The organism is Streptomyces sp. NPDC058195 (assembly GCF_042883525.1).
Classification (GTDB): domain Bacteria; phylum Actinomycetota; class Actinomycetes; order Streptomycetales; family Streptomycetaceae; genus Streptomyces.
In genome coordinates, this window is record NZ_JBHVVM010000027.1 from 1 (window position 1) to 14,384 (window position 14,384).

General features: G+C 70.9%; 16 protein-coding genes. 6 read left to right on the forward strand and 10 right to left on the reverse strand.

Going from position 1 to position 14,384, the window contains the following annotated elements:
• Nucleotides 1-152: 152 nt before the first annotated feature.
• The 4 genes from ACFVWY_RS27545 to ACFVWY_RS27560 all read right to left on the reverse strand — a co-directional run bounded on the left by ACFVWY_RS27545 (nucleotide 153) and on the right by ACFVWY_RS27560 (nucleotide 4,307).
• On the reverse strand, nucleotides 153-1,454 hold the full coding sequence (locus ACFVWY_RS27545) for a hypothetical protein (protein ID WP_389877324.1): 1,302 nt from the start codon (nucleotides 1,452-1,454) through the stop codon (nucleotides 153-155).
• Nucleotides 1,444-1,998 (reverse strand): DUF6114 domain-containing protein, encoded by a 555-nt coding sequence (locus ACFVWY_RS27550; RefSeq protein ID WP_389877179.1) that lies wholly within the window; start codon nucleotides 1,996-1,998, stop codon nucleotides 1,444-1,446. The genes ACFVWY_RS27545 and ACFVWY_RS27550 overlap by 11 nt, the downstream gene beginning before the upstream one ends.
• A 94-nt stretch (nucleotides 1,999-2,092) precedes the next feature.
• Nucleotides 2,093-2,734, reverse strand: a complete 642-nt coding sequence (locus ACFVWY_RS27555) for a DUF6230 family protein (protein ID WP_389877180.1) — start codon at nucleotides 2,732-2,734, stop codon at nucleotides 2,093-2,095.
• Between the two features lie 601 nt (nucleotides 2,735-3,335).
• The gene (locus tag ACFVWY_RS27560; RefSeq protein ID WP_389877182.1) at nucleotides 3,336-4,307 is read right to left on the reverse strand and encodes a tetratricopeptide repeat protein; all 972 of its coding nucleotides are present in this window, start codon (nucleotides 4,305-4,307) and stop codon (nucleotides 3,336-3,338) included.
• 317 nt (nucleotides 4,308-4,624) lie between these two features.
• On the opposite strand from ACFVWY_RS27560, the gene ACFVWY_RS27565 reads away from it, so the two are divergent.
• Nucleotides 4,625-5,251 (forward strand): TetR/AcrR family transcriptional regulator, encoded by a 627-nt coding sequence (locus ACFVWY_RS27565; protein WP_389877184.1) that lies wholly within the window; start codon nucleotides 4,625-4,627, stop codon nucleotides 5,249-5,251.
• Between the two features lie 27 nt (nucleotides 5,252-5,278).
• Here the strand turns inward: ACFVWY_RS27565 and ACFVWY_RS27570 are convergent, their stop codons facing one another.
• The 4 genes from ACFVWY_RS27570 to ACFVWY_RS27585 all read right to left on the reverse strand — a co-directional run bounded on the left by ACFVWY_RS27570 (nucleotide 5,279) and on the right by ACFVWY_RS27585 (nucleotide 8,623).
• A complete protein-coding gene (locus ACFVWY_RS27570; protein ID WP_389877185.1) occupies nucleotides 5,279-6,979 on the reverse strand; it encodes a methylmalonyl-CoA mutase in 1,701 nt (566 codons plus the stop codon).
• A gap of 109 nt (nucleotides 6,980-7,088) precedes the next feature.
• Nucleotides 7,089-7,421: a DUF3817 domain-containing protein gene (locus ACFVWY_RS27575; RefSeq protein WP_389877186.1), complete on the reverse strand. Its 333-nt coding sequence runs from the start codon at nucleotides 7,419-7,421 to the stop codon at nucleotides 7,089-7,091.
• 107 nt (nucleotides 7,422-7,528) lie between these two features.
• Nucleotides 7,529-8,038: a MarR family winged helix-turn-helix transcriptional regulator gene (locus ACFVWY_RS27580; RefSeq protein WP_389877188.1), complete on the reverse strand. Its 510-nt coding sequence runs from the start codon at nucleotides 8,036-8,038 to the stop codon at nucleotides 7,529-7,531.
• 234 nt (nucleotides 8,039-8,272) lie between these two features.
• Nucleotides 8,273-8,623 carry a DUF3817 domain-containing protein gene (locus ACFVWY_RS27585; protein WP_389877190.1) on the reverse strand — a complete coding sequence of 117 codons (351 nt, stop codon included), beginning with the start codon at nucleotides 8,621-8,623 and terminating at the stop codon, nucleotides 8,273-8,275.
• A gap of 263 nt (nucleotides 8,624-8,886) precedes the next feature.
• On the opposite strand from ACFVWY_RS27585, the gene ACFVWY_RS27590 reads away from it, so the two are divergent.
• The 4 genes from ACFVWY_RS27590 (at nucleotide 8,887) to ACFVWY_RS27605 (ending at nucleotide 11,530) form a co-directional block, all read left to right on the forward strand.
• Nucleotides 8,887-9,519, forward strand: coding sequence for an AIM24 family protein (locus ACFVWY_RS27590; protein ID WP_389877325.1), 633 nt, complete (start codon nucleotides 8,887-8,889; stop codon nucleotides 9,517-9,519).
• Nucleotides 9,519-10,169, forward strand: a complete 651-nt coding sequence (locus ACFVWY_RS27595; protein WP_389877192.1) for an AIM24 family protein — start codon at nucleotides 9,519-9,521, stop codon at nucleotides 10,167-10,169. Before ACFVWY_RS27590 ends, ACFVWY_RS27595 begins: the two co-directional genes overlap by 1 nt.
• A complete protein-coding gene (locus ACFVWY_RS27600; protein ID WP_389877193.1) occupies nucleotides 10,166-10,930 on the forward strand; it encodes an AIM24 family protein in 765 nt (254 codons plus the stop codon). The genes ACFVWY_RS27595 and ACFVWY_RS27600 overlap by 4 nt, the downstream gene beginning before the upstream one ends.
• A 123-nt stretch (nucleotides 10,931-11,053) precedes the next feature.
• The gene (locus tag ACFVWY_RS27605) at nucleotides 11,054-11,530 is read left to right on the forward strand and encodes a MarR family winged helix-turn-helix transcriptional regulator (RefSeq protein WP_389877194.1); all 477 of its coding nucleotides are present in this window, start codon (nucleotides 11,054-11,056) and stop codon (nucleotides 11,528-11,530) included.
• A 19-nt stretch (nucleotides 11,531-11,549) separates the two neighbouring features.
• Here ACFVWY_RS27605 and ACFVWY_RS27610 read toward each other — a convergent pair whose 3' ends face one another.
• Nucleotides 11,550-13,013 carry a sensor histidine kinase gene (locus tag ACFVWY_RS27610; protein ID WP_389877195.1) on the reverse strand — a complete coding sequence of 488 codons (1,464 nt, stop codon included), beginning with the start codon at nucleotides 13,011-13,013 and terminating at the stop codon, nucleotides 11,550-11,552.
• Entirely contained in the window at nucleotides 13,010-13,672 is a 663-nt protein-coding gene (locus ACFVWY_RS27615; protein WP_389877197.1) for a response regulator transcription factor, read from the reverse strand. The genes ACFVWY_RS27610 and ACFVWY_RS27615 overlap by 4 nt, the downstream gene beginning before the upstream one ends.
• Nucleotides 13,673-13,793: 121 nt before the next feature.
• On the opposite strand from ACFVWY_RS27615, the gene ACFVWY_RS27620 reads away from it, so the two are divergent.
• Entirely contained in the window at nucleotides 13,794-14,381 is a 588-nt protein-coding gene (locus ACFVWY_RS27620) for a PepSY domain-containing protein (RefSeq protein WP_389877198.1), read from the forward strand.
• The last annotated feature ends 3 nt before the right edge of the window (nucleotides 14,382-14,384 follow it).

Here is a 14,384-nt window from a genome sequence, read left to right on the forward strand (position 1 = left end):
TCGTTTGGATCATGCCGGGCTCGCGGGGGCCGGCACGCACATCTGCCGCGTTGTCGTCAGTCACCGACGCTCCGCGTCGGCTCCTTCCTCCGCCTCGCAGCTGCACGCACCAGCCCCCGCTCCCTGATCCAGCCTGATCCAAACGAAAGACCCTAGTTGCCGCCGGTGAAGTAGTTGTGCAGCCCGGGAACCGTGAGGGTGCCGCCGAACTGGCCGGCCTGCGTCACCTTCACCTTGGTGAAGACGGCGAAGGGCACGTTCAGCGGGGGCGGCGCCTGGGGACTGAACGTCACCGGGATGAGACCGAAGAGATTGCCCTTCAGCTCCTCGGTGTACATCGTCACCTCACCGTCGCGGATGGTGGACTTGGAGCCCTTCCGCGCCTCCACATGGGCCGTCGTCCCGGCCGGGCCGACGGTCTTCTGGTGGAGGTTGTCGATGTCGATGGAGCTGGCGGTGAACTTCAGCACCTTCTTCACGGTGCCGTTGTACGTCTTCACCTCGACGATGCCCTTGTAGTCGAGTCCGCTGAGGGTGAGCGCCGAACTCTCCAGGATCCACGGGTCGTCCGGGACGAGCGGGACGCCCGTGTCCAGGTCGGCCGCGGCCAGCGCCTCGGCGTCGAGGGTCGGGCAGGGGAAGGGCTGCTTGGCGCCGTCCGGGACGTCCGCGTCCTTCTTGGCGTCGGTTCCCCTGGCGCTGTCGTCGAGCTCCTCGACCGTCCTGCCCGCCTTGCCCGCGGCCTCGCGGATGGCGGCGGCGGTCTTGTCGGCCGTCTCCTTCTCGGCGTCCGCGGCCCTCCCGGCCGGCGTGCCGGCGGGCACGTCCGCGTCCGTGTCCTTGGACGCCTCGGGCTGCGGGGCCTCGGTGCTCGCCTCGGGAGACGGGCTCCCGGCCTCCGGGTCGGGGATGCCGAAGAAGTCCCGCAGCGCGTCGCCGACGCCCAGCGGGTCGAGCGGGTTCTTCGGCTTCTCCGGGGCGGGCGTGCTGCCCGGCCCGGCGGTGTCGGCCCCGGCGGACTCCGCCCCGGGCTTCACCGCGTCCCCGGCGGACTTCGCCTCGGGCTTCACGGCGTCCCCGGCGGACGGGGTCTCGGACGGCTTCGGGGCCGTCGTCGTGTCGTCCTTCTTCCCGTCGCCGGACTCGGTGGCGGACGGGGACGGCGAGGTGGTCTTCGAGGCGGACGGCGAGGGTGACTCGACCGGCTCGTCGGAGCGGGTGACACAGGGGCCGGGCGCGAACGGGATGTCCGGGTTGTCGTCGGCCAGCGCGAGCTTGGGGGTGAGTCCCATGCCCACGAAGACGGCCGTCGGCATCGCGGCGAGCGCGAAGGCCTTGCCCGCCGGGATGTGCAGCTTCGTCAGCAACGACTTCCGGGGAGCCGCGTGGCGCGGCCCGCTCCTGGCACCGAGGCGTTCCCCGGTTGAGTTCAGCTGCGTCTCGTCACCCCGCACGGTGCCTCCCGCCATCGGCCTCGACTGTCGTGTCGTACTGCTCCGGCTGCTGCGGCACCGCCGCCGCGCTGTGGAACTCGGGTCCGGGCTCCTGCGTCCCGGCGCCGGTCACCCCGGCCTTCTCCGCCGCCGCGTCCTGGGGAGCGGGCTCGCCCGGCGCCCAGGAGATGGAGAGCGCGCCGCCCAGCATGGAGAACAGGAAACCGACCAGGAAGCCGCCGATGTTGGCGACCGGAATCGAGATCAGCGCCAGCAGGATCGCGGCGACGCCCGCGAACACCCTCACGATGTGGTGGAACCACATGGTGAGCCCCAGCGTTATCAACAGGACCCCGATGATCAGGGATCCGGCACCGGCGGTCGTGGACATGGCCAGCGTGACGTTGCCGAGGTGCATGTTGGCGTACGGGAAATACGCGATGGGAAGGCCACCCACCATGGTGAACAGGCCCGCCCAGAACGGCCGATTACCCCGCCAGGTGCGGAATACGCGCTGGAAGGCGCGGAGGTAATGCTCGTTCTGCCCTGTGGACTCGGGGCTCATGAAGAACAGCTCCCTGGAACCGGTACTGCTGTGAGAAGTGAAAGGGTGGGTGGCCGAAGGCCCCTCGGGGACGCTCCGGCCACCCGGCGGGTGCTTAGTAGCACTCCTTGACGCCACTGTGCAGGCGCAGGCTCAGGTTGCTGAGCTTGAACGTACCGGCCGTGGTCGCCCACGCCGTCTGCCTCACGTTCTTCAGCGTCGCCCTCTCGGCGCGCTGCGCGAAACCGTTCGGGTTGACCTTCTTCTCGGTGCCGGACTGGATGCCGGGCTTGCCGACCTCACCGGCGGCGACACCGATGTCGATGTTCTTGAAGGTCGCGTCGGCGTCGAGCTCGGCGACATCGAGGTACAGGTTGGTCGCCCTGACCGGCTTGGCCGGGTCCGTACCCGCGTTCAGCTGCAGCGTGACGTTGCCGAGGCCGAACGGCAGGTTCGGCGTGACCACCGACTGGCACATGTTGGTGATCGTGGCCTTGCTGAAGCCGGACACGGCCACGGCGTGCGCGGCGTCCTCGCCCTTGAGGTCCTTGCCGGTAGCGACGCTGCCGTACTGGACGAAGTCCTCACCGACGAGCTTGTCCGCACGCACCTTGAAGCTCTGGCCGGACACGCTGAAGGACGCCGCGAGGGCACCCTGCGCGAGACCGACACCCACCGCCGCGGTCGCGACGACGCTCGGCACCATGACCAGAGCGAAACGCTTCCATCTGGTGCCGCCACGAACCTGGGAACTCATTATTTTCCTCCTTCTCGGACGTACATCTCCGGTCCGGGCCTCGGCCCGTCCTGGGATGGGAGAAGTGCTACGTCCTCGGCAAGGAGAGCGCCCGCGCACGGAGGCAGGAACCGCGTCCGAATCACCGGCGATCACCCCCGAGCGACAACCACCGGCCGCGCGTGCGCGCGGCCTGTTTCGGACAGGCCCTGCCGGACGACAGGAACCCCCCTGCCCGGAGCCGACATCACTGCCGTCGGCCCACTCGGTGGGGAACCAACGGGGCCGCCCGCGCCGACTGGCAGCCGGGCTGGCGTCATTGGACCGAGCGTGGCCGATCGTGGTGCATTCCCGCCCGTGGCACAAGGGGGTTCGTTACTCGCTAGTAACGGCCCGATAACCCTTGCTCGACCGCCTGATACCGCCCAGCCACACAGGGTGGCACCGGGGCGAAGGACAAAAGGGGGCAAGGGTGCGGCGACGCGGACAGATCTCCGTAGGCGATTTACTGCGAGTAACAGGCCGCGACTTTATCAAGATTTGGTAAAGCGGAGGCGTCTCTTATCGTCCGGGCGCGAAAACGGCCGCGGTTCCCGTGCGGGTTCCGCGGCCGCTTGTCACATCAGAACAAGACCCGGGCCAAAGCCGTCCGCGCGGCCATGACCCGCGGGTCGTCGGGGCCGATCACCTCGAACAGTTCCAGCAGCCGCAGCCGCGCCGCGTCCCGGTCGTCGCCGAAGGTGCGCCGCACCGTCTCGACGAGGCGGCCGAAGGCGTCCTCGACATGCCCCCCGACCAGATCCAGGTCGGCCGCGGCGAGCTGGGCCCGCACGTCGGCCGGGTCCGCGGCGGCCGACTCGCGGACCTGCTGCGCGTCCATCTCCTTGACCCGGGAGAGGAGTTCGGCCTGGGCGAGGCCGAGCTTGGCCTCCATATTGGCCGGATCGTCGGACAGGACGCTCCGGTACGCCTGGACGGCACCGGCGAAGTCGTCCGCGTCCAGCGCCTGCACGGCCGAGGCCAGCAGGTCGTCGTACGGACCGGCGGGGGCCTCGGCGGGCTCCGGGGCGTCGGCGGCGGCGTCCTGGTCGACCGCGATGCCGGTGAGGCCGAAGCGCTCCTCGCCGACCTGGATCAGCTGATCCAGCGTCTGGCGGATCTGGGCCTCGGGGGCCGCGCCCTGGAAGAGCGGGAGGGCCTGCCCGGCGACGACGGCGAAGACCGCCGGGATGCCCTGGACGCCGAACTGCTGCATCAGCATCTGGTTGGCGTCGACATCGATCTTGGCCAGCAGGAAGCGGCCGTTGTACTCGTGGGCCAGGCGCTCCAGGAGCGGGCCCAGCTGCTTGCACGGCTCGCACCACTCGGCCCAGAAGTCGATGACGACCGGGACCTCGGCGGAGCGCTGGAGGACATCGCGCTCGAAGCCCGCCTCATCGACATCGATCACCAGGGCGGAGGGCGGCACGGCACCGCCACCCCCCTGCCGGGCGGTCTCGGCGCGGGCCTGCTCCGCCTTCACCTTGGCCTCGCCGGCCGCCTTCACCGCGGCGAGGTCGACGACGCCGCTCATGGACATGTTCCTAGGCTGCATACGTACATCCTCCCCCCTCGGTGCACCGATCCGGAAAGCGATACCGGAACCAGGCCTGTCCGTTGCCCTCGCCGGCGTGCGGGGCGTGCGGACAGACACGGCCCGGGGGCCCCTGAAAGGCCCGAGCGGCACCGGATCCCCATCCGGCGCCTGTGGCTGTCAATCGGTTGCGGCGTTCACGACGGCACGGCCGTCGTCCTTACGCTACGACCCGTAGCGTAACTGCCGCATCCCGTTCACGCACAGGCGCGACCGGTGATCTGTCTCACGGCACCGGGGGCCGGTCCGTTCTCCCTACTGACCGGTATGGTCGCGGCATGCCGAGCCGCGACCATCCCAAACCCCCACGAACAGGACGCCCGCGCAGCGCCGCCGCCGATGAGGCGATCCTGGAGGCGACCCGCGCGTCCCTGGTCGATCTCGGCTGGTCGAAACTGACCATGGGGGACGTGGCGACGCGGGCCGGGGTCGCCAAGACGACCCTGTACCGGCGCTGGGCGGGCAAGAACGAGCTGGTCGTGGACGCGGTCGCGGTCCTCTTCGACGAGCTGGAACTGCCGGATCTGGGCAGCCTGTCGGCCGATGTGCAGGCGGTGGTGCTCCAGTTCGCCGCGCTGCTGGAGCGGCCGGAGACGCGGACCGCGCTGATGGCGGTGGTCGCGGAGTCGACCCGGGACGAGGCACTGCGCACCAGGATCCGTGACTCGATCGTGAACCGGCAGAAGCGGCTGGTGCTCCAGGGACGCCAACGGGCCCAGCGGCGCGGGGAGTTGCCCGTCGAGCCGGATGAGGGGGCCGCCGCGACCGCCGACCTGGTCTTCGACGTGATCGCGGGCGCGGTGGTGCACCGGGCGCTGGTGAGCGCCGAACCCGTCGACGAGGACTGGGCCCGGCGCTTCACCGTGCTGCTGCTGGCGGGGCTCCCGGCGGCCTCCTCCGCGTAACGCGCGGGCCGCCGGGAAAGGCACCGGTCAGAAGCCGGGCGGCTCGGTGTAGGTGCCCCACTCGTCGCGCAGCACCCCGCAGATCTCCCCGAGGGTGGCCTCGGCGCGCACCGCGTCGAGCATCGGGGCGATCATGTTGGAGCCGTCGCGGGCGGCGGCCAGCATGGCGTCCAGCGCGGCCCGCACCCGGGCGTCGTCACGGGCGCCCTTGCGGCCGGCGAGGACCCGGACCTGCTCGCGCTCGACCTCGTGGCTGACCCGCAGGATCTCCAGGTCGCCGGTGACCGAGCCGTGGTGGACGTTGACGCCGACGACCCGCTTGTCGCCCTTCTCCAGCGCCTGCTGGTAGCGGAAGGCGGACTCGGCGATCTCGCCGGTGAACCAGCCGTCCTCGATACCGCGCAGGATGCCGGAGGTGATGGGCCCGATCGGGTGCTGCCCGTCCGGGTGGGCCCGGGTGCCGCGCTCCTTGATCTGGTCGAAGATCTTCTCGGCGTCGGCCTCGATGCGGTCGGTGAGCTGCTCGACGTACCAGGAACCGCCCAGCGGGTCGGCCACGTTGGCGACGCCGGTCTCCTCCATGAGCACCTGCTGGGTGCGCAGGGCGATCTCGGCGGCCTGCTCGGAGGGGAGCGCGAGGGTCTCGTCGAGGGCGTTGGTGTGCAGCGAGTTGGTGCCGCCGAGGACGGCGGAGAGGGCTTCCACGGCCGTGCGCACGACGTTGTTGTACGGCTGCTGGGCGGTGAGCGAGACCCCGGCCGTCTGGGTGTGGAAGCGGAGCCACTGGGCCTTGTCGGTCTTCGCCCCGTAGGTCTCCTTCATCCAGCGGGCCCAGATCCGGCGGGCGGCGCGGAACTTGGCGATCTCCTCGAAGAAGTCGAGGTGCGCGTCGAAGAAGAAGGAGAGACCGGGCGCGAAGGTGTCGACGTCGAGCCCGCGGGAGAGGCCGAGCTCCACGTAGCCGAAGCCGTCGGCGAGGGTGTACGCGAGCTCCTGCGCGGCCGTCGCCCCGGCCTCGCGGATGTGGTAGCCGGAGACCGAGAGCGGCTTGTACGCGGGGATGCCCCGGGCGCAGTGCTCCATCAGGTCGCCGATGAGGCGCAGGTGCGGCTCGGGCTGGAAGAGCCACTCCTTCTGCGCGATGTACTCCTTGAAGATGTCGGTCTGGAGCGTGCCGTTGAGCACCGCCGGATCGACGCCCTGGCGCTCGGCCGCGACCAGGTACATGCAGAAGACCGGGACGGCCGGTCCGCTGATCGTCATGGACGTGGTGACATCGCCGAGCGGGATGTCCTTGAAGAGGACCTCCATGTCGGCGGCGGAGTCGATGGCCACACCGCAGTGGCCGACCTCGCCGAGCGAGCGGGGGTCGTCGGAGTCGCGGCCCATCAGCGTCGGCATGTCGAAGGCGACGCTGAGGCCGCCGCCGCCCGCCGCCAGGATCATCTTGTACCGCTCGTTGGTCTGCTCGGCGTTGCCGAACCCGGCGAACTGGCGGATGGTCCAGGTCCGGCCGCGGTAGCCGGTGGCGTGGAGCCCTCGCGTGAAGGGGTACTCACCGGGCCAGCCGATCCGCTCGAACCCGTCGTACGTGTCCCCGGGGCGGGGGCCGTAGACGGGCTCGACCGGATCCCCGGAGAGCGTGGTGAAGTCCGCGTCACGCTTGCGGGCCTTGTCGTAACGGGCCTGCCAGCGGAGGCGGCCTTCCTCGATCGCTTCAGCGTCCATACGATCGAATTTACTAGGACGTCCTACTAAATGTCGATGGGAAACCGCCCGGCGCTTCGCACGGGGCGGTTTCGGTGGTGCGGACGGGCGCGGGCCGGGCCCGCGCCGGTCAGGCCCTGGCGGTCGCCTGGGCCGCGTCGGTGATCAGCGGCTCGACCTCGCGGACGACCTTGCGCTCGACGAAGAACGCGGCCGTCGGGATCGTGCCGGAGATCAGCACCCAGAGCAGCTTGCCCATCGGCCACTTCGCCTTGGAACCGAGGTCGAAGGCGAAGATCAGGTAGATGATGTAGAGGACCCCGTGGATCTGGGAGACGACGAGCGTCAGGCCCTCTCCGGTCTCGAAGCCGTACTTGAAGACCATGCAGGTGCAGAGCACCAGCAACATGACGGCGGTGACGTAGGCCATCACCCGGTACCGGGTCAGCACACTGCGTTTCATGGCATCGAGCCTAACCGGACGCCCGGGGCGATCTTGCGGCGGGCCGGTCTCTCGAAACGCCGTTCTACGCCCCGTGATTCCCCGGCTACGCCGCCCCGCCGCGGCGGCTACGCCTCTTCGAAATCGCGCGCCGCCACCCGCAGCGGGCGCAGCAGCGCGAAGATCTCCGCGCACTCCTCGGCGTCGTACGCCCCGAGGCCGAACTCCATGGCGACCAGGTCCGCGGTGGCCGCCTCGACGACCTCGCGGCCCTTGTCGGTGATGGAGGCGAGCGTGCCGCGGCCGTCGTTGGGGTTGGGGCGCTTGCCGACCAGGCCGGAGCGGACCAGCCGGTCCACCGTGTTGGTGACGGAGGTGGGGTGCACCATCAGCCGCTCGCCGATCTTGGACATCGGCAGTTCACCGGCTTTGGAGAAGGTGAGCAGCACCAGCGCCTCGTAGCGGGCGAAGGTCAGTCCGTACGGCTTGACGACCGCGTCGACCTCGGCGAGCAGGATCTGCTGGGCACGCATGATCGAGGTGATCGCGCCCATCGAGGGCACCGGACCCCAGCGCTGCTGCCAGAGTTCGTCGGCGCGGGCGATGGGGTCGAAGGGGAGACTGAGCGGCTTCGGCACGGCACCGACCTTACCCACTGGTCATATGCTGGTCAGCTCTGTCTCGAACTTCGGTCCGAATGCGACGGGATCACCCCGACGGCACCGGAACGGGACCGCCGCACATGCGGACGAGCCCCGGCAAAGGGGGCTCGTCAGGGAGTTCGGACGCGGAATACCGGTCCGTGCGCGCGGGTCAGGGCGTTTCAGCCCCTGCGTCGAAGGCGTCCGGATACCGGTCCGTGCGCGCGGGGGTCAGGCGCTGACCACGCCCTCGCGGCGAGCGCGGGCCGCGATGACGCCGTCGGCCTCGTAGCGCTTGAGCTGCTTGTCGCCGTACAGCCCGCCGAACGGGACCACCGCGAGCAGGAAGAAGAACGCGACGCGCTTCAGCGGCCACTTGGTCTTCGACCAGACGTCGAGCAGCAGGACGGCGTAGATCACGAAGAGCACGCCGTGCAGGATGCCGAGCGGCATCATCAGGAAGTCGATGTCCGAGACCCGGCTGAGGACCGAGCCGAAGATGATCAGGGCCGGGAAGGAGAGCGCCTCGGGAACCGAGATGAGGCGCAGCCGGTGCAGGGCGGTAGCGGTCTTGACGTCCACGGGGGCACCTTCGGTGGGAGAACGGTGACGGCTTGCGAAGAGACGGCTTGTGAATCAAGGCACAAGCTCGCCCCATTGTGGCATCGGTGCGACGGCTTCCCGCCCCCGGGGCGGTGTGTACCGGCTCACGTGCCGCCGGAGCCGTACGTCCCGGTTGCGTACGGATCCTGTCCCGGACGCGTATCAGGGGCGGTGCGGGGCGGGTGCCGCGCCTTCGGGCCCTGTTCTGTCCGGGAGCCTGCCGCTAACGTCGGCCCGTGGCAATGTTCCGACTCCAAGGCAGCAGAACGCTCGCCGTCGACCTGACCGGGGACGCCGTCAAGGCGAAGAACGGCTCGATGGTCGCCTACGACGGCCGGATGACGTTCAAGAAGATGACCGGTGGCGGCGACGGGCTGCGCGGCGTGGTGACCCGCAGACTGACCGGCGAGCAGATGGTCGTGATGCAGGTGACCGGCCAGGGCACCTGCTATTTCGCGGACCGGGCGAGCGAGATCAACCTGGTCTCGCTGCACAACGACAAGCTGTACGTCGAGGCCAGCAACCTGCTGTGCACCGACGCCGGGCTGCGCACCGGCACCACCTTCACCGGCCTGCGCGGCGGGGCGAGCGGCAACGGCCTGTTCACCACCACCGTCGAGGGCACCGGGCAGGTGGCGATCATGTCGGACGGCGCGGCGGTGGCGCTGCGGGTCTCGGCGCAGTACCCGCTCTTCGTGGACCCGGGCGCCTACATCGCCCATCAGGGCAGCCTCCAGCAGCACCTCCAGTCCGGGGTGAACTTCCGGACCCTGATCGGCGAGGGGTCCGGGGAGGCCTTCCAGATCCGCTTCGAGGGCGAGGGCGTCGTCTACGTCCAGCCCAGCGAGCGGAACACCCTCGGAGGCGATGTCTGATGCCGTTCCGCGAGATCAACGCGAAGATGGTCGAGGCGACGGTGGTGCCCGGCCAGAAGCTGTTCAGCCAGCGGGGCGCGATGCTCGCCTACCGCGGCGAGGTGTCGTTCACCCCGAACATCCAGGGCGGCCAGGGCGGCGTGATGTCGATGATCGGCCGCCGGGTGGCGGGCGAGGCGACGCCGCTGATGACGGTCGAGGGCAGCGGCACGGTGCTGTTCGGCCACGGCGGCCACCACATCCAGGTGATCAGCCTGTCCGGCGACACCCTGTACGTGGAGGCCGACCGGCTGCTCGCCTTCGACGGGACGCTCCAGCAGTCCACGATGTTCATGGGGTCGCAGGGCGGCGTGATGGGCATGGTGCGCGGCCAGGTGACCGGCCAGGGCCTGTTCACCACCACGCTCACGGGGCACGGCGCGGTCGCGGTGATGGCCCACGGCGGGGTGATCGAGCTGCCGGTCACGCCCGGCCGCGAGGTGCACGTGGACCCGCAGGCGTACGTGGCGCACCACGGCGACGTACGGAACAAGCTGTCGACCGCGCTCGGCTGGCGCGACATGGTGGGGCGCGGCTCCGGCGAGGCGTTCCAGCTGGAGCTGAGCGGGAGCGGCGCGGTGTACGTCCAGGCCTCGGAGGAGAAGCTGTGAGCACGCCCGTGGTCTTCGACCCGATGACGCTGCCGTGCGACGACAACGTCAACGCGTACACCTTCTGCGTGGAGCTCAAGGGGAGCCAGTGGTTCCTGCAGAAGGGCAAGATGATCGCCTACTACGGGCGGATCGACTTCAACGGCATCGGCCACGGCCGCTTCGAGCGGCTGATCCGTACGAGCTTCCACTCACCGCTGCACGCGAGTGACTGGGTGGTGGCCGAGGGCAGCGGCAAGATGCTGCTGGCGGACCGGGCCTTCGACGTGAACTCCTACGACCTGGACGAGGGGAACCTGACGATCCGGTCCGGCAATCTGCTCGCCTACCAGCCGTCGCTGGCACTCAAGCAGTCGATCGTGCCGGGATTTCTGACCCTGATCGGCACGGGGAAGTTCGTGGCCGCCTCCAACGGTCCGGTGGTCTTCATGGAGCCGCCGCTGCGGGTCGATCCGCAGGCCCTGGTGGGCTGGGCGGACTGCCCCTCGCCGTGCCACCACTACGACCACGGGTACCTGACCGGGGTGCTGGGCGGGCTGCGGTCGCTGACCGGCATCGGGGGCACCTCGGGCGAGGAGCACCAGTTCGAGTTCGTCGGCGCGGGCACGGTGCTGCTCCAGTCGACGGAGATGCTGATGCCCGAGCAGCCGACGGGCGCGGTGCCGGACCAGACCGGGGTGCCGGGGCGCGGGGGTCAACCTGGCGCCAGCCCCCGGATGCCCGGTCAGCTCGGGGACCTCCAGCGCCGCTTCGGTTGGTGAACGGTAGTCTGCGGAGTGTGACGCCGCACGTCCGAGCCCCGCGTCCGCACCCGCTCCCGGACGGGTGCCGACTGTCACACTCCCACTTCGTCCAGCTTTCAACTTCTTAGGTAGAATCCATATATGGAGACCGAGACGGCCACTCGCTGGCTGAACGACGCGGAGCAGTGCGCCTGGCGCACCCATCTGGATGTCAGCAGGCTGCTGATGCACCAGCTGGAGAAGGATCTCCAGCCGTTCGGCCTGACCAACAACGACTACGAGATCCTGGTCAACCTCTCGGAGTCGGACGACCAGCGGATGCGGATGAGCGACCTCGCCGCCGCGACGCTGCAGTCCAAGAGCAGGCTCTCGCACCAGATCACCCGCATGGAGAACGCCGGGCTGGTCCGCCGGGAGAACTGCGAGTCCGACCGGCGCGGTCTGTACGCGGTCCTCACCGAGCAGGGCGCCGAGACCATGCGCCGGGTGGCGCCGCACCACGTGGCCTCGGTGCGCAAGCACTTCATGGACCTGCTGACCCCGGAGGCGCTGGAGAACCTGCACGCGGCGCTGGCCCCGGTCGCCGATCACCTCCGGGGACGGCGCGGCCGGATCTGACGGCCCGGCGCGGGCGGCCTCAGCCGGCTCCGGGCAGCCGGAGCTCGAAGCGGGCGCCGCCCTCCGGCGCGTCGCCGACCGTCAGCCCGCCGCCGTGCCGGACGGCGACGTCCCGGGCGATGGCCAGGCCCAGCCCCGCGCCGCCCTCGTCCCGGCTGCGGGCGTCGTCGAGCCGTACGAAGCGCTCGAAGATCCGCTCCCGCTGGTCCGGGGGAACCCCCGCCCCGTCGTCGCTGACGGACACGCTCACGGCGCCCCGCGGCGCCGCCCGCACCTCGACCGTCACCGCGCCGCGCGCGTGGCGCTCCGCGTTGTCCAGCAGATTGCCGAGCACCCTCGCCAGCTGCCCGCGCGAACCGGTCACTTCGAACCGCCCGCCCCGCGGTCCCTCCTCCGGCACGGACACCGTCACCGCGATCCGGTCCCCGGTACGCCGGGCCACCTCCTCCCGTGCCAGCCGCCCCAGGTCCACCCGCGTACCGCCGGGCCGCTCCCCCGCGTCCAGCCGGGCCAGCAGCAGCAGATCGGCGGCCAGCGTCTGGAGCCGTACGGTGTCGGCGACCGCGCCCGGCAGGTCCAGCAGCTCCGGATGGGCGGCGGCCACCTCCAGCTGGGTGCGCAGGGAGGCGATCGGGCTGCGCAGCTCGTGCGAGGCGTCGGCGACGAAGCGCCGCTGCCGTTCCACCGAGGACTCCAGGGCCTCCAGGGTCTCGTTGGTGGTCCGGGCCAGCCGGGCGACCTCGTCGCGCGAGTCCGGCTCGGGCACCCGCCTGCCCAGGTCCTCGGAGGCGGTGATCGCGGCCATCTCCCGCCGGATGCCCTCGACCGGGCGCAGCGCCCGCCGGGTCACCAGCCAGGTCACCCCGCCGACGACGACCAGCAGCACCGGCAGGCCCACCAGCATCGAGTCGCGCACGGTGCCCACGGCCTGCTGCTCGGCGGCGAGCGGGGCGCCCGCGTGGACGGTCAGGGTCTCCCCGGCGGGGGTGGTGGCCCGGACGGAGGCGAAGCGGTAGTCGGCGCGCTCGCCGTCGACGGTGGCGGTGCCGTTGCCGAAATCCGGTTCGTCGGAGTCGACCTCGCCCCGGCCGGGAGCGGCGGAGACGTCGTCGTCATCGCCGTCGTCGTCGCCCCGGCCCCCAGAGCCGCCCGTGCCGCCGGTCACGGGGGGCGGGAGCGGGGTGACCCGGTCCGTGCCCGTGCCGGTGATCGCCTGGAGGTCCTTGGAGACGGCGACCACCCGCCCCTCGTCGTCGGTCACCTGGACCGGGTGGTCCTCCTCGTCGCGCGTCTCCAGGCCGGCGTAGGGCACGCCGAGGGCCAGCTGCCCGGCCACCTCCCGGGCCACCACCTCGGCCTGGAGCCCCGCCTGGCCGGTGAGGTTGGCGCGCAGGACGAACAGGACGCCGAGCCCGGCGCCGATCAGCGCGAGGGCGACGACCACGGTGGCGCCGAGCGCGGCCCTGGCCCGTACCGACCTCACCGTGCCTCCAGCCGGTATCCGGCGCCGCGCACCGTGCGGATGGTCTCCGCGCCGAGCTTGCGGCGCAGGGTGCTCACGTACACCTCGACGATGTTCGGGTCGCCGTCGTAGGCGAAGTCCCAGACGTGCTCCAGGATGTCCGCCTTGCTCACCACCTCGCCGGGGCGCAGCGCGAGCTGTTCCAGTACCGCGAACTCCTTGGCGGTGAGGGTGATCTCGGCGCCGTCGAGATGGACCCGGCGGGCCGCGGTGTCCATCCGCAGGGCGCCGACGGTGAGCACCGGGGAGCCGGAGCCGCCCCCGCGGCGCCGCAGCAGCGCCCTGATCCTGGCCAGCAGCACGACGTACGAGAACGGCTTGGTCAGGTAGTCGTCGGCACCGGTGTCCAGGCCCTCGGCCTCGTCGTACTCGCCGTCCTTCGCCGTCAGCATCAGGATCGGGGTCTCGTCCCCGGCGGCACGCAGGGCGGCGCAGACCCGGTAGCCGTTCATCCCGGGCAGCATGATGTCGAGGACCACCAGGTCGTAGCCGCCCCCGGTGGCCCGGTGCAGCCCTTCGAGGCCGTCGTGGACCACGTCCACGGCGAAGCCCTCGGCGGTGAGCCCCGCGGCCAGGGCCGTCGCGAGCCGCTTCTCGTCCTCCACGATCAACAGGCGCATACCCCACAGGTTCGCAAACCGGAGCTGAAGACGGCTTCAGGCGGCTTCAGGCTGCGTTCAGCGTGGCCCCGGCAGAGTGGTTCCCGTCGAGAACCAGCGCACCCGATCAGGAGGAACCCCCATGAAGCGCAAGATCGTCATCGCCGCCGTCACGGCCGCCGTACTGGCGGGCGGCGGAGCCGCCACCGCGGTCGCCTTCGCGGACGACAACGGCCACGACCGCGAGGCCAGGAGCAGCGTGGCGGACGACGGCACCGCCCGGGTGGACGTGAAGGACGCGGTGGCGGCGGCCCTGCGGGCGGTCCCCGGCACGGCCACCGAGGCGGAGCTGGACGACGAGGACGGCGGGCTCGTCTGGGAGGTCGACGTGTACGGCTCCGACAAGGCCCGGCACGACGTGACGGTGGACGCGGGCAACGGCAAGGTGCTCGGCCAGCACACCGACGAGGACGACGGCGACGACCGCGGCCAGAAGGCGTCGGGTCCGGCCCGGGTCTCTCTGGACGCGGCCGTCGACGCCGCGCTGAAGTCGAGCCCGGGGACGGTGACCTCGGTGGACCTGGACCACGACCGCGACGGCCGGGCGCAGCACTGGGAGGTCGAGGTCAGGGCCAAGGACGGCAAGGAGCACGAGCTGAAGGTCGACGCGGCCACCGGCAAGGTGTCGGCCAGCCCCGTGGACGACGACCACGACGGCGACGACGACTGAGGC